Origin of the sequence: Micromonospora sp. PLK6-60 (assembly GCF_019890675.1) — a bacterium.
Classification (GTDB): domain Bacteria; phylum Actinomycetota; class Actinomycetes; order Mycobacteriales; family Micromonosporaceae; genus Micromonospora.
The window spans coordinates 136,864-151,635 of sequence record NZ_JAIOAA010000003.1 but is presented as its reverse complement, the minus strand read 5'-3'; the positions used below and the strand labels follow the sequence as shown (position 1 = coordinate 151,635).

Sequence of the window (14,772 nt, the reverse complement as noted above, 5' to 3'; positions counted from 1 at the left end):
AGCCGGGTGGGACCGACGCTGGTACGCCAGCGGAGGGGCTGTGGCGCAGACCGGTAGCGCACCTCGTTCGCATCGAGGGGGTCAGGGGTTCAAATCCCCTCAGCTCCACCAGTAACACCGGTGAGCAGCGGCAACGCTGCTCACAAGATCGGCAAGTGCATTTCCGGTACATATCAGCGCTGCTCCGGGGTCTACGGGGAGCGCTGGCGCTTGCTGCTCGCGTCGCGCAGCGCGCTGCTGATGGTGTTGCGGCGATCTTTCTTCGGCCACCAGTGGACGTAGGTCTGCCAGAGGTCGGACCAGCGTTGGTTCCGGATCGACCGCCCCAAACGTGGGCGACACGTCCGGCTAGACGATCTTTAGACAACGAGGTCGGTAACTGAGGTACCACAGCTCGTACCCGAGCTACGATCAGCCGTGGCGCATGTCAACCCTGACCCGGACGTAGTTGTAGCGCTGGAGGCGGCCTTTCCACGGCATCTCCGCGCAGAGGTAGAGAACGTGTTGGGCGTGCTGCCGCCAGCGAAGTACCAGCCGGCGTGGTCCTTTCACGTGCTTGTAGCCGGCGAGCCAGTGGCGATCCCGTACCGCATCTACCCAGACGAGCCGTCACCGGACGCGCAGGCAGCACTGCCGCCAACCGAGCGCGCGATCGTCGACTGCCTGTACACCCGGCACCACGACGGCCGGGTGCGGCAGAACCATCTGGAACGGGTGGTCGGCCTGACCGAGCCCTGGGTGGCGCCATTTGTGGTGCAACTGGTCGGCGAGTACGTGGACGAGATCCTGCTCGTCATTCAACGTGATCTCGCCCCATCATTGACTACCCCTGGCAACTCCGCAGGCAGGGTCTACGGACGATTCGTCGCCGAGAATCCGGCCTTCCTAGCGCTCACGGGCCAGCGAGTGGCCAGTTACTGGAGTTGCTACTACCGGCAGCGCTACCCGGCGCTAACCGACTACCCCGGCCACGCCCTCATCGCGGCTTTGCGCACCGCGGGCCGCCGGTGCAGGGCAGCAGTCAGCGGAGTGTCACCCAGGTCCGGCTAACGATCTGTCACGCAGGTCCCGAGACCGGACATGACCCAAGGAGTGCTGTCGGGCTCCACTTGATGCATTTACGGATTGCTGTCACTTGCTCCGTGACACGTCCGGCTAGAAGATCTTGGTTGGTTCCTTGTCTCAGGATACTGGTGTTCAGTCCCAGAAGTTGAACAGCAGCTCGCCGACTGTGGTCGGTTCTCAGTAGGAGATCTGGTCGTGTTCGTGCGGGCTGAGGGCGCTCAGGTCGACCTGTGACAGGGAGGTCTGTAGCTGCTCGGTGGTGAGGGCCTGGGCGTCGGTCAGGTTGGTGAGGGCGGCCGCGAGGTCGGGGTGGTCGACGAACGTCAGCATGACGTCGCCGTCGGTGTGGGGGTGGGCGAAGGCGATGAACGGCAGGGTGGTGTGCCGTAGCACCGCGATGTGATGCTGGCCGTCGGCGATATCGACCGTGTGGAAGTTGGGCGTGACACCAGCGGGATTGACGCCGGTGACGGTGGCGTCAACCGCGCGGGCGGCGTGGTGACAGACGGCGGTGAAGGCCCTGAGATCCGCTTGGGCGCCGGGTGGCGGGTTGAAGCCGGTGGCTCCGGGCGGCAGCTTCATGGTCGGGCTCCGTGGTTGTCGCGGTCGGTGCAGGCTATCCGACGTTGTCGTGGAGGCTCGGGTTTGCGGACCTTGAACGGGGCGATGGGCTTGGTGCTCGTGCGAGGTACTTCGGTCAGGAGTTGGTCGCCGTCGTGGACGCCGCCGTCGGCGAGGAGCTGACGCAGTGGATATAAGGATTCAAATCCCCTCAGCTCCACCCAGCAAAAAGGCCGTTTCCCGTGGTGGGAAACGGCCTTTTTCAATCTTGTTCAGCGGCGGCGCGTCCGCACGGTGGCCACCCCGACGGGCCGCCACCGTGCCGGTCGTCGCCGATCACCCGCCGGCGTCAGTCGAACAGCCGGTCGAGCGCTTCCTGTTCGAGGTCGCGCCAGCGCTGGACGTCCTTCAGCGCCTTGGCGATCTCCTTCTCGTCGAGGTGGTGGGCGCCCTCCTCGCGGATGGACGCGACGCTGAACGGCCTGCCGACCGACGGCGAGGTCCGCTCCAGCGCCTCCAGCACCCGTACCACGCCCACCACGCCGTACTCGACGGTGCGCGCGGTCATCCGGAAGTGGGACAGCAGCGCGCCGGCCTGCTGGGCCATGGGCGCGCCGGAGCCGATGGCGTGGAAACCCACGTCCTCGTAGCGGCCGATGAGCCCGTTGGGGTTGATCTCCACGACCCACGGCCCGCCCTGGCTGAAGCCGGCCGCGAGCAGGTACGCCGACACCCCGCCGCCGCCGTCCTCGCCGGGCACGTCCGGGATGTAGTTCTCGTAGTGCTTCTTGAAGACGGGCAGGACGCGCTCCTGCAACTCGCCGCCGATGTCGGGTGCTTCGAGGATGGCGGTGGCCGAGTCCTGGAGGAGGGGGCGCAGGTCGTTGAGTACCCCCCGCGCGCCGCTGCCGCCCCAGGCGGCGCAGGAGCCCAGCGGGTGCAGCTTCTGGGCGGGGAAGCTCAGACCGCGGTCGCTCTCGGTGATCTGGGAGTCCGCGCCGATCACCACCCCGTCGCTGCAGACGACGGCGAGTACGACGGTCATGGGGGCCTCCTGGGCAGGGGTATGGGGTCGGGCGCGAGGTACCCGGCATCCCGCTCGCCTACACCCCGACGGGTGTCGGCCCCTTCGCTGCCCGGAATGAGAGTCCGCTTCTGCCTGCCCAGGAGGGGACTCCCGCGCGCCGGCGATGATCGCGGGAAGGAAGGGCGTTGGCGATCCCGTCTGTCAACGTATCGTTGACAGGTGATCCCTGAGGTAGCTCAGTTGGCCGAACTCGGCGACGCCCGGGCCCGCCTGGACGAGCGGGAACTCGACCTCATCGACCGGGCGCGCCATGCGGGCGCCACCTGGGCCGAGATAGCCGCCGCGCTGGGCCTGGGCAGCCGGCAGGCCGCCGAGCAGCGCCGCCAACGCCTCGCGGCGGCCCGCCGGTCGAGACGACGGCAGCTCGATCTCGGCTACTCCGGCCGGATCGCGGTGCTGCGCGGGGTGCTCGCCGATCTCCAGCGGTGGTGCGACGCGGACGGCGGGTGGGACGGCCGGTTCCCGCGGGCGGCGCTGGTGCGCCGTACGACCGCGCTGGCCCTCGACGCCGCGCCGGGTTCGCTGTACGCGTTGGCGGCGCACCTCGCCGAAGACCTGGCCGACGCCGGGCGGGAGCGGCTGCCCCTGCCGGTGCGGGCGGTGGCCGATCGACTGGCGACGGCACTGTCAACAGAAGATTGACGCAGTCTCCGCCGTATTGCCGTCGATGCGCTCAGGATCCGAGGATATGAGTCGTCCCGGCTCAACTGTGGAGGACTCGTGCGTCGCAACCGTCGACTGTTCGTGGCGATCTCGCTGGTGTCCGGCTTCGGGAGCAGCGCCATGTCGCTGGTGTCCGGCATCTGGATCCTCGACCTCACCGGTTCCAGTGGCCTCGCCGCGCTCGCCCAGCTCTGCGTCTACGCCCCCGTGCTCGCCGGGCCATGGCTCGGCGGCGTGCTCGACCGGGCACCCCGGCGACCGCTGATCATCGGGGTCAACCTCGCGCTCGCCGCCGCCCTGTCGACCCTGTTCGCCGTACGAGGGCCGGGCGACGCGTGGCTGATCTTCGCCGTCTCGTTCGCGTACGGCGTCAGCTACGTGATGATCGACGCGGGTGAGACGGCACTACTGCCGTCCGCGCTCTCCGCCGCCGAACTGGCCGATGTCAACGGGTGGCGGTCCAGCGCCCAGGAGGGCATGAAGCTGGTCGCCCCGCTGGCCGGCGCGGGCCTCTACGCGTGGCGCGGTGCCCACCCGGTCGTCGCGATCAGCGCGCTCATGCCGATCCTGGTCGCCGGCCTGTATGCCGCCCTGCGGCTGGCCCGGCAGCCGCCCGCACCACCGGTCGAGCGGCGGCACGACCTGCGCGCCGGGCTCGTCGCCGTGTTCGAGCGGCCCGCGATCCGGGTGCCCGTCCTGCTCGCCGCCGTCTCGATCTCGATGTCCGGCTTCGCGACCGCCGGCTTCTACGCGGTGGTCACCAGAGAACTGAACCTGCCGGCGACGTTCCTCGGCGTGCTGGTCAGCGCCCAGGGCCTCGGGTCCATCCTCGGTGGAATGATCGTCGGCCGCCTCATCACCCGGCGGGGCGCGACCGCCGTCGCGGTGGCCGGTACGGTCCTGTTCGCCGCCGGCTGCCTGGGCCGCTGCCTGCCCTGGTGGCCCAGCACCGTCGCCGCGTCGGTGGTGGCGGGGGTCGGCCTGCCCTGGGCGCTGGTCGCGGCGGTCACCGCGATCCAGACGCGTACCCCGGCGGAGTTGCTCGGGCGGGTTACCGGAACAGCCAACACCGTGATGTTCGGACCCATCGCCCTCGCCATCCCGCTCGGCGCCGCGGCCGTCCAACTCGGCAGCGCCACGCCGCTGATCGCCGCCGCCGCGTTCTGCCTCACCGCAGCGGCCGTCGCCGCCCGCCGGCCGATCCCGCCGGAGCGAGAAGAACCGGCGATCTGTAGCCCCCAGGTCTCTACACGGAGGTAGCGGGTCGCCACCTGTCGGCCATCGTCGAACAGGCGACCGACCCGGTCTCGATAACGGTCGAGACGCGGATCGTGGACGGCTTGGCCGGTCGGGCGTAGCGGCATGCCGCCATGATCCCCACTCGCGCGGCGGTCAGCGCACCCACCGGCCGGGTGGCGAGTCAGCAGACGAAGGTGCCGTCCTGATTCATGATCTCGTCTCGGCTCAGCGGTGCCCAGGCGGCAAATCCCCGTAGGGTGAGCCAATGATCACCTGCGTGGTGCACTACACCATCGACCCCGGGCAGATCGAGGCGTTCGAACGCTTCGCGCGGGAGTGGATGCGGCTGGTCGCCCGGCACGGCGGCATGCACCACGGCTACTTCCTGCCCGCCGAGGGGGCCAGCGACCGGGCGGAGGCGCTGTTCAGCTTCGAGAGCCTGGCCGCGTACGAGCGCTACCGGGCCCGGTTCGGCACCGATCCGGAGTTCGTCGCCGCCGACCGGATCCGCGACGAGTCGGGCTGCGTGCTCCGTTACGAGCGCACCTTCATGCGCCCCCTCCTGCCCACCGACTGACCCCTGCACTGCGGGTTCGCAGATCTTGGACACTTACCGTTCGCGCGGAACGGTAAGTGTCCAAGATCGCGGGTGACCTTGCGGTGGGCAGTGGGGGGCGGTGGGGAAATGCGTTGTCAGGGGCGCGGCGGGGGCGCAGGGTGGCGGCGTGGTGATGCATGAGGACCAGGTGGAGCTGACCGGGGAGATGGCCCGGCGGCTCGTCGACGACCAGTTCCCGCAGTGGCGGCACCTGCCGCTGCGCGCGGTCGAGTCCGACGGCACGGTGAACGCGATTTTCCGGCTCGGCGACGAGCTGGCCGCGCGCTTCCCGCTGCGGGCCATGGACCCGGCCGAGGCGCTGGCGTGGCTGGCCGCGGAGGCCGACGCGGCCCGGGAGTTCGCCGGGTGCCCGGTGCCGGCGCCGGTGCCGGTCGCGCTGGGCGCCCCCGGGCACGGCTTCCCACTGCCATGGAGCGTGCAGACCTGGCTGCCCGGCCGGGTCGCCACCCTGGACGACCCAGGCGGCTCGTTCGCGTTCGCCCAGGATCTCGCCGACCTCATCGCCGCCCTGCGGGCGGCCGACACCCGGGGCCGCCGGTTCTCCGGCGGTGGCCGGGGCGGGAACCTGCCGGATCACGACGAGTGGATGGAGACCTGCTTCCGGCAGAGCGAAGGGCTGCTCGACGTCGCCCGGCTGCGCCGGCTGTGGGGCGAGCTCCGGACGCTGCCGCGCACCGCACCGGACGTCATGTCCCACACGGACCTGATCCCGGGGAACGTGCTGGTGCGCGACGGGCGGCTCGTCGGCGTACTCGACACCGGCGGGTTCGGGCCGGCGGACCCGGCGCTGGATCTCGTCGCCGGCTGGCACCTGCTCGACGGGCCGCCCCGCGCGGCGCTCCGCCGGGCCCTGGGCTGCGGCGACGTGGAGTGGGGGCGCGGGATGGGCTGGGCGTTCCAGCAGGCGATGGGGCTGGTCTGGTATTACGCCGAGACCAACCCGCCGATGAGCCGGCTGGGCCGACGCACCCTGGACCGACTGCTGACCGAGAGCTGACCCAACCCCGAAACGGCACGCGTCGGCCCCCCGCGCCGAGCGTCGGCAGCCCCGCGCGGCGCGTCGGTCGGCCCGCGCCGGGCGTCAGCGGGCCCGGACCGCGCCGGAGTTCCGGTCCGCCATCAGGCCGGCGGTGTCGACGGCCTCGAAGTCGCTGCCGCGCAGGTTCTTCAGTACCCGCAGCGCCGAGTTGGACCAGCGCTCGTCCGGCGCCCCGGACAGGTACCAGGGGGAGCCGTTGTCCGCGACGATCACGCCGTACCGCTGCATCGCCTCGGCGATGATCCGGGCCTGCCGGGGCATCGCCGAGGTGTCCACACTCGCCTTCAACCGGAGGCGCAGGCCCATCGGCGGCAGCGCCGGGTCCGACGAGGCGGACGCCGCGTGCCGGGCCGGCCAGACGTAGCTGTCGCGGGAGCGCGGGACGGTGATGCGGACCGCGTGGCCGATCCGCCCGGCGGCGACCTCCTCGTAGCGGACCAGGCCGGCGAAGACGGACAACCCGGCGGCGTCCGCCGAGGTCCAGCCGGCCGGGCGCAGCCGGTTGGAGCGCAGGTCGAAGACCGCCCCGGAGCCGGCCCGCCAGCCACCGCCCGCCGGGCGCGCGGCGAACAGCTCGTACACCTTGCAGGCCGCCGGGTCGTGCACGATGACGTGCCGGTCACCGGTGCCGTCGGGGCCACCCTCCACCGTGGCGTCGGCCGGGATCGGGTACGGGCCGGGGTCGCTCTCGTCGGCGTACTCGAAGCTGACCGGGACCCTGCGCTGGCCCGACCGGACGACGGTGACCGGGATGCCGATCGGGGCGCCCTCCCACCGGCCCGCGCCGAAGTCCGGGTGCATCGGTGCGGCCGCGCCGATGCTGTTCACGTACGTCGCCGACGAGCGGTGCACCGGCAGCTTCGACACGTCCGCCCGCCACACGCTGTCGGCGGGGAACCCCGCGCACGCCGCGCGGGCCGGGCCGGCGGACGGGGTGCGGCGCGGGCTCGGGGTGGCCGACGGCTGCGCCGGGCGTGGGGTGCGGCTCGGCGCGGCACCGGACGGCGGTGCGGTCGCGGTCGCCGGACCGGGCGCGGCCGGCGAGGGCGTCGCCGGCCCGGCCACGAAGGTGGGGGATTCGCCGCTCGCGCAGGCGGCGAGCCCGAGGACCGCCGCGACAGCGGCGAGGCGCAACGGCACGGTACGGGACGGGAACACGCGCAGAATCTAGTGGCATCCGCCGACGTCCGGTAGCCGCCGGCGTCCCGCCCGTCCACCGCACCACCGTCGACCCGCCGGGTCCGCCCGGTAATCGTCGGGCGGCCCGCGACAAGTACCGGGTGAGAGTCCGAGAGGTGGAGGTGCGGTGGGCGAACGTGAGCAACGGCTGAGTCAGCTCTTTCGGAGACACGCCGACGATCTGTACGCGTACGCGTCCTGGCGAGTGGGTCGGCACGAGGCCGCCGACGTGGTGAGTGAGGTGTTCCTGGTGGCCTGCCGGTCGCTCGACCGGGTACGGGCCGGACAGGAGCGCGGCTGGCTCTTCGGGGTCGCCCGCAACACGGTGCTGGCGCGCCGCCGGCGGGGTGCCGCGGCGGCGGCCTTCGAGGACCAGCTCGACAGCGGGGAGCGGGAGGCCGGCGTGGACCGGCTGGCCGAGGACGTGGCGACCCGGGACCAGGTCCGGCGGGCGCTGGGACGGCTGCGGGACGCCGACCGGGAGCTGCTGGTCACCACGGTGTGGTTCGACCTGAGTCCCACGGAGGCCGCCCGGGCGCTCGGCATCACCCGGGCGGCCTACGCCGTGCGGCTGCACCGGGCCCGGCGCCGCTTCCGGGAGGCGTACCAGTGCGCCGAGCCGGCGGAGTCGCCGCCCGCGCCGCGCGTCCACCCCGTCCTGAGCAGGCCGTCACAGTGAAGGAGCTTCCGATGAAGGTTGACGATCTCGTACGTAGCGCGCGACCGCTCGACGCGGCCGGCTGGTCGGCCGGCCGCGAAGGGCAGCAGGTGCTCGAATCGGTGCTGCGCGCGCCGCTGGCCGGGCCGGCGCGGCCGACGCGGCGTACGGCGCGCTGGTCGCTCGTCGGCACCGGGGTGATCGGGGCCGCCGCCGCGGTGACCCTGGTGATTCCCGCGTTGTCGGCCGCGCCGCCGCAACCGCCGAGCGGACCCCCGGCCGTCGCCGGTCCCGCCACCGGCGGACCGGCCGGCTCCGCGCGCTCGGCGCCGGAGATCCTGTTGGCGGCGGCCACCCGCGCGGAGGCGGCCCCGGAGAGCGGTAGGTACTGGCGGGTGCGGAAGCTGTTGGTCCTGCCCAACATCCGGGTCGACGGCTACCAACTGGCGGCACGCCGCGTGATCGAGACGTGGGACCCGGGTGCCGCCACGGACGACGGATGGAACGGCTACCGCGACCTGGGGGTGAAGCCGGCCACCGAGGCCGACGAGCGGAAGTGGAAGGCGGCGGGGTCGCCCACCGAATGGAACCTCGGGCCGGGGGACACCGTCACCGGACGGGACCAGATCCTCTCCACGAAGCCGGCCGCCGGAGAGCTGTCGCGCAACACCGAACCGGTCAGCTACCTGCTCGACCTGGGCGGTCTGCGGCTCGCCCAGGTGCGGGAGCTGCCCGACGACCCGGCGCGGCTGCGCGCGTGGGTGGACCAGCAGGTACGGAAGGCGCGGCTCGCCTCGGCCGGCCCGGACGCCGAGCGTGCCGCGTTCGGCGTGCTCAGCCAGCTCTTGCTCGAAGTGCCGGCACCGCCGAAGGTGCGGGCCGCGGCGTTCCGGGCGCTGGCGGACATCCCCGGGCTGCGCGCCGTCGGGACGGTGCGGGACCAGGCCGGCCGGACGGGAATCGGACTGGAGTACACCGAGACGAGCCCGGCCTACTACCGCAGCCGGATGATCATCGACCCGGACACCCATCTGGTGCGGGCGGTCGAGGAGGAATCGGGCCGGACCGCCGGGGAGAAGCTCAAGCGGCGCGACAGCGTGATCCTCGCGGCCGAGTGGTCGGACGCGAAGCCCCAGGCGCCCGGTCTCCGCTGAGGCCCGGGTAGCTGAGCCATGGGATCGGGTCCGCTCGCCGATCGGGCGGGCGGACCCGATCGCGCGCCAAGCTAGCCGCGTCGGGACACGCCGGGATAGGCGGTCGCCACGGTGGCCCGGGCCGGATCGGTCCGGCGGCCAGGAGCGGCCGGCGAGGCGGTCGTCCGGCGGCCGTCGGTCGCGGGCCACGGGCGCGGCGCGGGCCGGGCGGCCGGGCCGGGGCGACCGGGGGCAGCCGACCGCTCCCGCGCCCGCCGCGCGAGGTGGTCCACCAGCGCCGCGCGCACCCGGGTCAACACCGGCCGGTACGCCTCGTGGCCCGGCGTGTCGGCCAGCGCCACGTCGGCCGGGTCGAACCCGGCCCAGCTGACGAAGGCGGTGAAGCTGACGTCGGGGGCGGCCACCCGTGCGGGAAGCTCGGCCAACGGAAGACCCTCGCCGTCACACAGCACCAGTTGGTGGCCGAACCTCGCCCGCCACTCGACGATCTCGAGCGTCGGATCTCCGCACGGGCCGGGGTGATCCAGTGGGAGCTCCCACCGGTGCCTGCTCAGCTCGAAGACCATCAAGAACCGCCTGCCTTGGCGCGTATGTGCCGGTATGTCGGTTTCTCATACCAGTCGACACCGCGCCGGGCCCGCCCCCGATAGCCACCCCTGTCACCCGATCGGGTGACACCGTCGCCGGCTCGGTCAGGCGACCGGGCGGCCCGCCGAGAGCCACCACGAGTCGTCGATGGCGAGCCGGCCGGTGTCGAAGAGGTCCCGCTCGAACGAGACCGGGTCGACCGCAGCGGGTGGCTCGTCCATCAGGCCGACCACCTCGTCGGGCAGCCGCAGGTGGTGCGCCTCGACGTAGTGCGCGAGACCCTCCGGCCAGACGAAGTGCCGCCCGTCGGTCAGCTCGGCCGAACCGTTCGGCTCACCGCAGAGCCGGCACCGGGCGGTCCCCGTGGTGGTCATGCAGGTCGTGCCCGCCCGCAGGTACGCCACCACCCGCTCCCGGGCTGCCGGGTCCGCATCGCGGTCCACGAACGCCGCCGGATCCGGCCAATCCTCCTGCCCGGGACCGGTCCAGTAGCCGATCAGGCGCAGCACCTTCTTGTCCGCGTCGTCGTCCACGCCGCCATGGTCGCAGGAACCTCACCTTCGGCGGCAGAAGCCGCCCGGCGCGTTGCGGGTCATCCGTACGGGCCGGGCGGCGGCACACTGGGCGGTGAACCTATCCAGGGAGGTCCGGTGGCCGGGTCGCAGGTGTTCTGGCTGGACGACAACTACGACCGGGAACACGCCCCGGACGGGCGCAGCCGGTACGCCGCCGAGGTGCGCCGCCGGCTCGACGAGTTCACCGGCACCTGGGGCGACTTCGCCCCGATCGGCTTCGCGGTGGCCGCCTGGCGGGTCGCCACCGAGCTGTCCCCGGGCTACGTCCGATGGCACCGGCGGGTCACCTCGGCGGCGCTGCGGCGCAGCCCCTGGGACGGCACGCTTACCTGCCAGGTGTCGCTGGTGGCGCCGTGGCCGGCGGAGCTGACCCACACCCGGCAGTGGTGCCGCGACCGGGGCTGGCGGGACTGGCCGCAGCTCTTCGGCCAGTACGCGCCCCCGTCCGAACAGGATCTGACCCGGGCACCCCACCTGCGGGCGTCGCTGCTGGTGGAGGCGCCGATTCCGTTCACCGACCTGCCTCCGGCGCCCGAGGGGCCCGGCGACGCCCCGGAAGCCGCCGCCCGCCGCGCCCTCACCGTGCTGGTCCGCGAGCTGAACGAGCTGCTGGGTCCGATGATCGGGCAGCTGGAGGCGGGCGTGCCGGCCGACTCGTGAGCCCTCGCCTCAGTCGTGTCGCAGGACGGCGGCGGTGCGGACCAGGCCGTCCGCCACGGTGAAGCGCCCGGTCAGCACGGCCGGTGGGCGCAGCGCCGCAGCGGCGTCCAGCCGGGCCGGGGCGATCCGGGCGGTGAAGGTGCCCGCCGCCGGGTCCAGCTCCACCCGGGCGTCGAGGAAGTCCAACCAGTCCCGCACGATCGGGTGCCACACCTTGTAGACGGTCTCCTTGGCGCTGAAGATCACCATCTGCCAGCAGGTGCCGGCGGGCAGCCGGGCACAGTGGTCCTCCTCCTCGGGCAGGCAGATCACCCGGCGTACCTCCGGGCTCAGGGTCTTGTGTCGCTCGGCGTCCAGGCCCACGGACCGGACGTCGGCGGAGCGCGCCGCCGCGGCGGCGCAGTAGTCCCGGGTGTGGGTGATCGCGCCGACCACCCCCGCCGGCCAGACCGGCGAGCGGTCGGCCGCCGCCGGCACGGCCGCCGGCGGAAGGCCCAGCGTGGCCATCGCCCGCCGGGCGCAGACCCGCCCGGCGGTGAAGTCCCGCCGCCGGCTCGCCACCGCCCGCTCGCCGAGGCAGGCCCGCTCGTCCGGCAGCAGCTCGCCGGCCCAGTCCGCCGGGCCGGCCACTGCCACGGCGACCGCCGGCGGCAACAGGTCACGCATCGCCGGCACTCCTCGGCCGCGCCCGTGCCTGGTCCCGCCGAGCGGTCCGCCGGGCCGGGATCCGGCCGGCGGTCAGGGTGGGGAGGGCCATGGCAGGTGAACGTACCGCATCCGTGTAACGCCAGAGCGTTGCGCGGCGCTTCCTGGTCGACATCGCTGGTTCGCATCCACTGTCGAGGGTGACGGCGCCCGCTGGGCCGGCCGTCGCCGAGCGCGGGCGAAGGGGAGTTGCATGACCGCAGGCGCGGAACCACCCGGCCGTTGGCCCGACGAGCACGTCCCGGTGACACCCGGGTGGACCTGTGATTCCTGCGGCGAGGACTGGCCCTGCCCGCCGAAGCGCGAGCGACTGCTGCGCGAGTACGAAATCGACCGCGCCTCGCTCAGCGTCTACCTGGGTTCCTGTCTGGCGGCCGCGACCGAGGACCTGCGCGGCGCGCCGGCGCCGGCGCTGCGGAGCCGCTTCATCGGCTGGGTGCCGCGCGGCCCGCGCGGCGCCTGACGGCATCGTTCGCACCGCCGGGGCGGATGGGGCCGCTCGGGTCGCCGGTCGCCGGCTCGCGGTCGTCGGCTCGCGGTCGCCGGACGACGCCGCGGCGTTGGCCGGGGTCGCGCGTTGCCGGCGGGTCCCGCGTGGTCGCGTTGCCGGCGGTTGCCGGCGGGTCCCGCGTGGTCGCGTTGCCGGCGGTTGCCGGCGGGTCGCGCGTCGCCACCGGCTGCCCGCGCGAGCGTGATACCTCAGAGTCATAAAAATACCTCTGAGGTATCACGCTCGTGGGGGTCTCCGCCGGCTACCTGATCACGGACCGTGACCAGCGCCGGTCAAGGGCCGTGCTGGTCAAGGGCCGTGCTGGTCAAGGGCCGTGCTGGTCAGGGGGCCGTGCTGGTCAGGGGCGGCGCGGGCGGCGGGTCAGCGCGAATCCGACCACTCCGGCCACCGCGGCGAGGATCCCGCCGACCGTCGTCCAGACCCAGCGCGAGCCCGGCTCGGGCAGCCAGCCGGTGAGGCCGCTGCCGCCGTCGTCGGCGAGCGGGGCCGGGGTCGGTTCGGCGGTCAACACCCGGCCGGCCCGGTTGTCGGCGGTCAGCGGCACCTTCAGCTCGCCGTCCTCGGCCGACGACCCGCCGTCGCCGGTGGCGGAGAGCAGCAGCTCCACGTCGACCGGCAGGCCGAGGTCGGGTTCCGGCAGGTTCACCACGGACAGCCGCACGTAGTAGGTGCCGGGCAACGGGTCGGCCGACCACGCCTCGGCCCAGGGCCGCACCTCGGGCAGCCGGCAGCCGAGGGCGACGCTGTCCGTGGCGGCGGCGACCGTCGGGGTCTGCGCCCCGGCGGTGCAGGCCTGCCGGCGGCGCAGCCCGTCGAAGACGTCCACCGACCAGGTGGACGGGCCGGTGCGTGGCCGGGGGAAGGAGACCGTGGCGGTGATCTCGTGCACCTGGCCGGCCCCGGCGGTGAACGACCAGTAGAGGTGGTCGCCGGTGGACGCGCCGACCCGGACCGGCTGGCCGGCGGTGATCGGGGTGGCGGTCAGGAACGCCGTGCCGGCCTTGGTGACGGTCTCGGCGCCGGGCGAGGGGGTGGGCGCGGCGCCGGCCGCGGTGGCCGGCAGCGCCAGGCCACCGGCGGCGACCAACGCCGCCGCGGCGATCGACAGGGTACGCATCCTCAGTTCTCCCTCCAGGTGGCGACCCACCAGCGGGTGAGCAGGCCGGTGAGCAGCCCGGTGAGCAGCCCGGCCACGGTCAGCAGGGCGAGCAGCAACCAGCCCCGGCCCAGGTCCGGCCCGGTCGGAGCCGGTGAGGCGGCGACCACGCCGATGGTCAGCTCGACCGGCATGCCCGGCTTGGCCTCGGTACCCGAGCGGGGGGCGAACGCGTTGCTGACCACCAGGCAGACGACGTCCGGCTCGATCAGGGTGCCCGCGCTCGGTCGCGGCGACGGCGCGGCGGACGGGTCGGACCAGCGCAGCCCGGCGGAGATCACGTCGGTGCGGCCGCTGCCGGCGTCCACGCCCCGGACCAGTTCCCGGCCGTCGCCGGTGGTGGCCCGCAGCAGGACGCCGTAGTCGGGGCGTACCGGGCGGTCGAGGGCCACGCTGACCGAGGCGCGCAGTTCCTGGCCGGGCGGCACCGGCACCCGGTACCAGCGGTGCGCGGAGAACTCCTGCCGGTCGGTGTAGACGCCGGGGGAGAGCAGCGGGGCCCCGGCGCAGCCGTCGGCGCCGTCGACCACGGTCGGTGCGGCGGTGTACGTGTCCTTGGCCCGGTCGACGAGCTGCTTGATCCGGCCGGTCAGCTCCTCGGCGCTCTCCGCCGCGGTGTACGTGCCGCCGGTCGCGCCGGCGATGCAGAGCAGCTGCCGGCGTACCTTCGCGTCCGGCGCCAGGCCGAGGGTGTCCACCACCAGCCGGGTGCCCTGGGCGGCCAGTTCCCGGGCCACGTCGCAGGGGTCGGGCGGGGCGCAGGTGTCCTCGCCGTCGGTGATCAGCACGATCCGCCGGGCGGTGCTGCCGGTGCCGAGATCTCGCGCGGCGGAGCGCAGCGCCAGGCCGACCGGGGTGAAACCGGTCGGGCGCAGGGTGGCCACCGCCGCCTTGGCCTGCGTACGGTCCACCGGGCCGACCGGCACGATCTGCTGGGTGTCCAGGCAGCCCTGCTTCTTGTCCTTGCCCCGGTAGGTGGCGCCGAGGACCCGGATGCCGAGCTGGGTCTCCTCCGGCAGCGCGTCGACCACCTCGTTGAACGCCTGCTGCGCCACCGAGATCCGGCTCCGGCCGTCGATGTCCCGGGCCCGCATCGAGCCGCTGACGTCGAGCACCAGTTCGACCTTCGGTGGTTCCGCCGCCGGCTCGGTGGTGTCGTCGGCCGTCGCGGGCCGGGGGCCGGTCAGCACCGTCGCGGCCAGCAGTCCGAGAAGGACGGCTGTTGATCTTCTTTTGTTGATCACCGGGCGAAGTGTAGTGAGATCCACTTTGGATGATCACCGGGGGCGGACGGTCGCCGCCGGCACCGGAGG

At 73.4% G+C, this 14,772-nt stretch carries 18 protein-coding genes and 1 tRNA gene; 11 read left to right on the top strand and 8 right to left on the bottom strand.

What is annotated here, in order from left to right:
• Positions 1-34 precede the first annotated feature (34 nt).
• From K7640_RS06945 to K7640_RS06935, 3 genes are all read left to right on the top strand, one after another.
• Positions 35-111: transfer RNA gene (locus tag K7640_RS06945), tRNA-Ala, on the top strand.
• 9 nt (positions 112-120) lie between these two features.
• The gene (locus K7640_RS06940) at positions 121-282 is read left to right on the top strand and encodes a hypothetical protein (protein WP_222953884.1); all 162 of its coding nucleotides are present in this window, start codon (positions 121-123) and stop codon (positions 280-282) included.
• A 135-nt stretch (positions 283-417) separates the two neighbouring features.
• On the top strand, positions 418-1,050 hold the full coding sequence (locus tag K7640_RS06935; protein WP_222953883.1) for a hypothetical protein: 633 nt from the start codon (positions 418-420) through the stop codon (positions 1,048-1,050).
• 192 nt (positions 1,051-1,242) lie between these two features.
• On the opposite strand, the gene K7640_RS06930 is transcribed toward K7640_RS06935, so the two are convergent.
• Both K7640_RS06930 and K7640_RS06925 read right to left on the bottom strand, forming a co-directional pair.
• Complete coding sequence (locus tag K7640_RS06930) at positions 1,243-1,647, bottom strand: hypothetical protein (RefSeq protein WP_222953882.1); 405 nt, start codon at positions 1,645-1,647, stop codon at positions 1,243-1,245.
• Between the two features lie 328 nt (positions 1,648-1,975).
• Entirely contained in the window at positions 1,976-2,671 is a 696-nt protein-coding gene (locus K7640_RS06925; RefSeq protein ID WP_222953881.1) for a proteasome protein, read from the bottom strand.
• A gap of 204 nt (positions 2,672-2,875) precedes the next feature.
• On the opposite strand from K7640_RS06925, the gene K7640_RS06920 reads away from it, so the two are divergent.
• The 4 genes from K7640_RS06920 (at position 2,876) to K7640_RS06905 (ending at position 6,231) form a co-directional block, all read left to right on the top strand.
• On the top strand, positions 2,876-3,355 hold the full coding sequence (locus K7640_RS06920) for a hypothetical protein (RefSeq protein ID WP_374198069.1): 480 nt from the start codon (positions 2,876-2,878) through the stop codon (positions 3,353-3,355).
• A gap of 78 nt (positions 3,356-3,433) precedes the next feature.
• Positions 3,434-4,636: an MFS transporter gene (locus K7640_RS06915; RefSeq protein ID WP_222953879.1), complete on the top strand. Its 1,203-nt coding sequence runs from the start codon at positions 3,434-3,436 to the stop codon at positions 4,634-4,636.
• Between the two features lie 244 nt (positions 4,637-4,880).
• Positions 4,881-5,192: an NIPSNAP family protein gene (locus K7640_RS06910; protein ID WP_222953878.1), complete on the top strand. Its 312-nt coding sequence runs from the start codon at positions 4,881-4,883 to the stop codon at positions 5,190-5,192.
• Positions 5,193-5,346: 154 nt separating this feature from the next.
• Positions 5,347-6,231: an aminoglycoside phosphotransferase family protein gene (locus tag K7640_RS06905; RefSeq protein WP_222954324.1), complete on the top strand. Its 885-nt coding sequence runs from the start codon at positions 5,347-5,349 to the stop codon at positions 6,229-6,231.
• Positions 6,232-6,315: 84 nt separating this feature from the next.
• Here the strand turns inward: K7640_RS06905 and K7640_RS06900 are convergent, their stop codons facing one another.
• Positions 6,316-7,431, bottom strand: a complete 1,116-nt coding sequence (locus K7640_RS06900) for a hypothetical protein (protein WP_222953877.1) — start codon at positions 7,429-7,431, stop codon at positions 6,316-6,318.
• A gap of 148 nt (positions 7,432-7,579) precedes the next feature.
• Between K7640_RS06900 and K7640_RS06895 the strand changes: the two genes are divergently transcribed.
• Together K7640_RS06895 and K7640_RS06890 are read left to right on the top strand one after the other, a co-directional pair.
• Positions 7,580-8,131 (top strand): RNA polymerase sigma factor, encoded by a 552-nt coding sequence (locus tag K7640_RS06895; RefSeq protein WP_222953876.1) that lies wholly within the window; start codon positions 7,580-7,582, stop codon positions 8,129-8,131.
• An 11-nt stretch (positions 8,132-8,142) separates the two neighbouring features.
• Complete coding sequence (locus K7640_RS06890) at positions 8,143-9,264, top strand: CU044_5270 family protein (RefSeq protein ID WP_222953875.1); 1,122 nt, start codon at positions 8,143-8,145, stop codon at positions 9,262-9,264.
• A 71-nt stretch (positions 9,265-9,335) separates the two neighbouring features.
• Here K7640_RS06890 and K7640_RS06885 read toward each other — a convergent pair whose 3' ends face one another.
• Positions 9,336-9,689, bottom strand: a complete 354-nt coding sequence (locus K7640_RS06885; protein WP_222953874.1) for a hypothetical protein — start codon at positions 9,687-9,689, stop codon at positions 9,336-9,338.
• A 267-nt stretch (positions 9,690-9,956) separates the two neighbouring features.
• Positions 9,957-10,385 carry a hypothetical protein gene (locus K7640_RS06880; RefSeq protein ID WP_222953873.1) on the bottom strand — a complete coding sequence of 143 codons (429 nt, stop codon included), beginning with the start codon at positions 10,383-10,385 and terminating at the stop codon, positions 9,957-9,959.
• A gap of 117 nt (positions 10,386-10,502) precedes the next feature.
• Between K7640_RS06880 and K7640_RS06875 the strand changes: the two genes are divergently transcribed.
• Positions 10,503-11,087 carry a hypothetical protein gene (locus K7640_RS06875; protein ID WP_222953872.1) on the top strand — a complete coding sequence of 195 codons (585 nt, stop codon included), beginning with the start codon at positions 10,503-10,505 and terminating at the stop codon, positions 11,085-11,087.
• A 9-nt stretch (positions 11,088-11,096) separates the two neighbouring features.
• Here the strand turns inward: K7640_RS06875 and K7640_RS06870 are convergent, their stop codons facing one another.
• Positions 11,097-11,753 carry a 4'-phosphopantetheinyl transferase gene (locus K7640_RS06870; RefSeq protein WP_222953871.1) on the bottom strand — a complete coding sequence of 219 codons (657 nt, stop codon included), beginning with the start codon at positions 11,751-11,753 and terminating at the stop codon, positions 11,097-11,099.
• A 232-nt stretch (positions 11,754-11,985) separates the two neighbouring features.
• On the opposite strand from K7640_RS06870, the gene K7640_RS06865 reads away from it, so the two are divergent.
• Positions 11,986-12,255, top strand: a complete 270-nt coding sequence (locus tag K7640_RS06865; RefSeq protein ID WP_222953870.1) for a hypothetical protein — start codon at positions 11,986-11,988, stop codon at positions 12,253-12,255.
• 385 nt (positions 12,256-12,640) lie between these two features.
• On the opposite strand, the gene K7640_RS06860 is transcribed toward K7640_RS06865, so the two are convergent.
• Together K7640_RS06860 and K7640_RS06855 are read right to left on the bottom strand one after the other, a co-directional pair.
• Complete coding sequence (locus K7640_RS06860) at positions 12,641-13,420, bottom strand: peptidase (RefSeq protein ID WP_222953869.1); 780 nt, start codon at positions 13,418-13,420, stop codon at positions 12,641-12,643.
• A gap of 2 nt (positions 13,421-13,422) precedes the next feature.
• Positions 13,423-14,703: a VWA domain-containing protein gene (locus tag K7640_RS06855; protein WP_222953868.1), complete on the bottom strand. Its 1,281-nt coding sequence runs from the start codon at positions 14,701-14,703 to the stop codon at positions 13,423-13,425.
• Positions 14,704-14,772 lie beyond the last annotated feature (69 nt).

Excerpts from the sequence above, each read along its gene's own strand:
- K7640_RS06930 (WP_222953882.1), bottom strand. The coding sequence starts at position 1,647 with ATGAAGCTGCCGCCCGGAGCCACCGGCTTCAACCCGCCACCCGGCGCC.
- K7640_RS06925 (WP_222953881.1), bottom strand. The coding sequence starts at position 2,671 with ATGACCGTCGTACTCGCCGTCGTCTGCAGCGACGGGGTGGTGATCGGC.
- K7640_RS06910 (WP_222953878.1), top strand. The coding sequence starts at position 4,881 with ATGATCACCTGCGTGGTGCACTACACCATCGACCCCGGGCAGATCGAG.
- K7640_RS06905 (WP_222954324.1), top strand. The coding sequence starts at position 5,347 with ATGCATGAGGACCAGGTGGAGCTGACCGGGGAGATGGCCCGGCGGCTC.
- K7640_RS06890 (WP_222953875.1), top strand. The coding sequence starts at position 8,143 with ATGAAGGTTGACGATCTCGTACGTAGCGCGCGACCGCTCGACGCGGCC.
- K7640_RS06870 (WP_222953871.1), bottom strand. The coding sequence starts at position 11,753 with ATGCGTGACCTGTTGCCGCCGGCGGTCGCCGTGGCAGTGGCCGGCCCG.
- K7640_RS06865 (WP_222953870.1), top strand. The coding sequence starts at position 11,986 with ATGACCGCAGGCGCGGAACCACCCGGCCGTTGGCCCGACGAGCACGTC.
- K7640_RS06860 (WP_222953869.1), bottom strand. The coding sequence starts at position 13,420 with ATGCGTACCCTGTCGATCGCCGCGGCGGCGTTGGTCGCCGCCGGTGGC.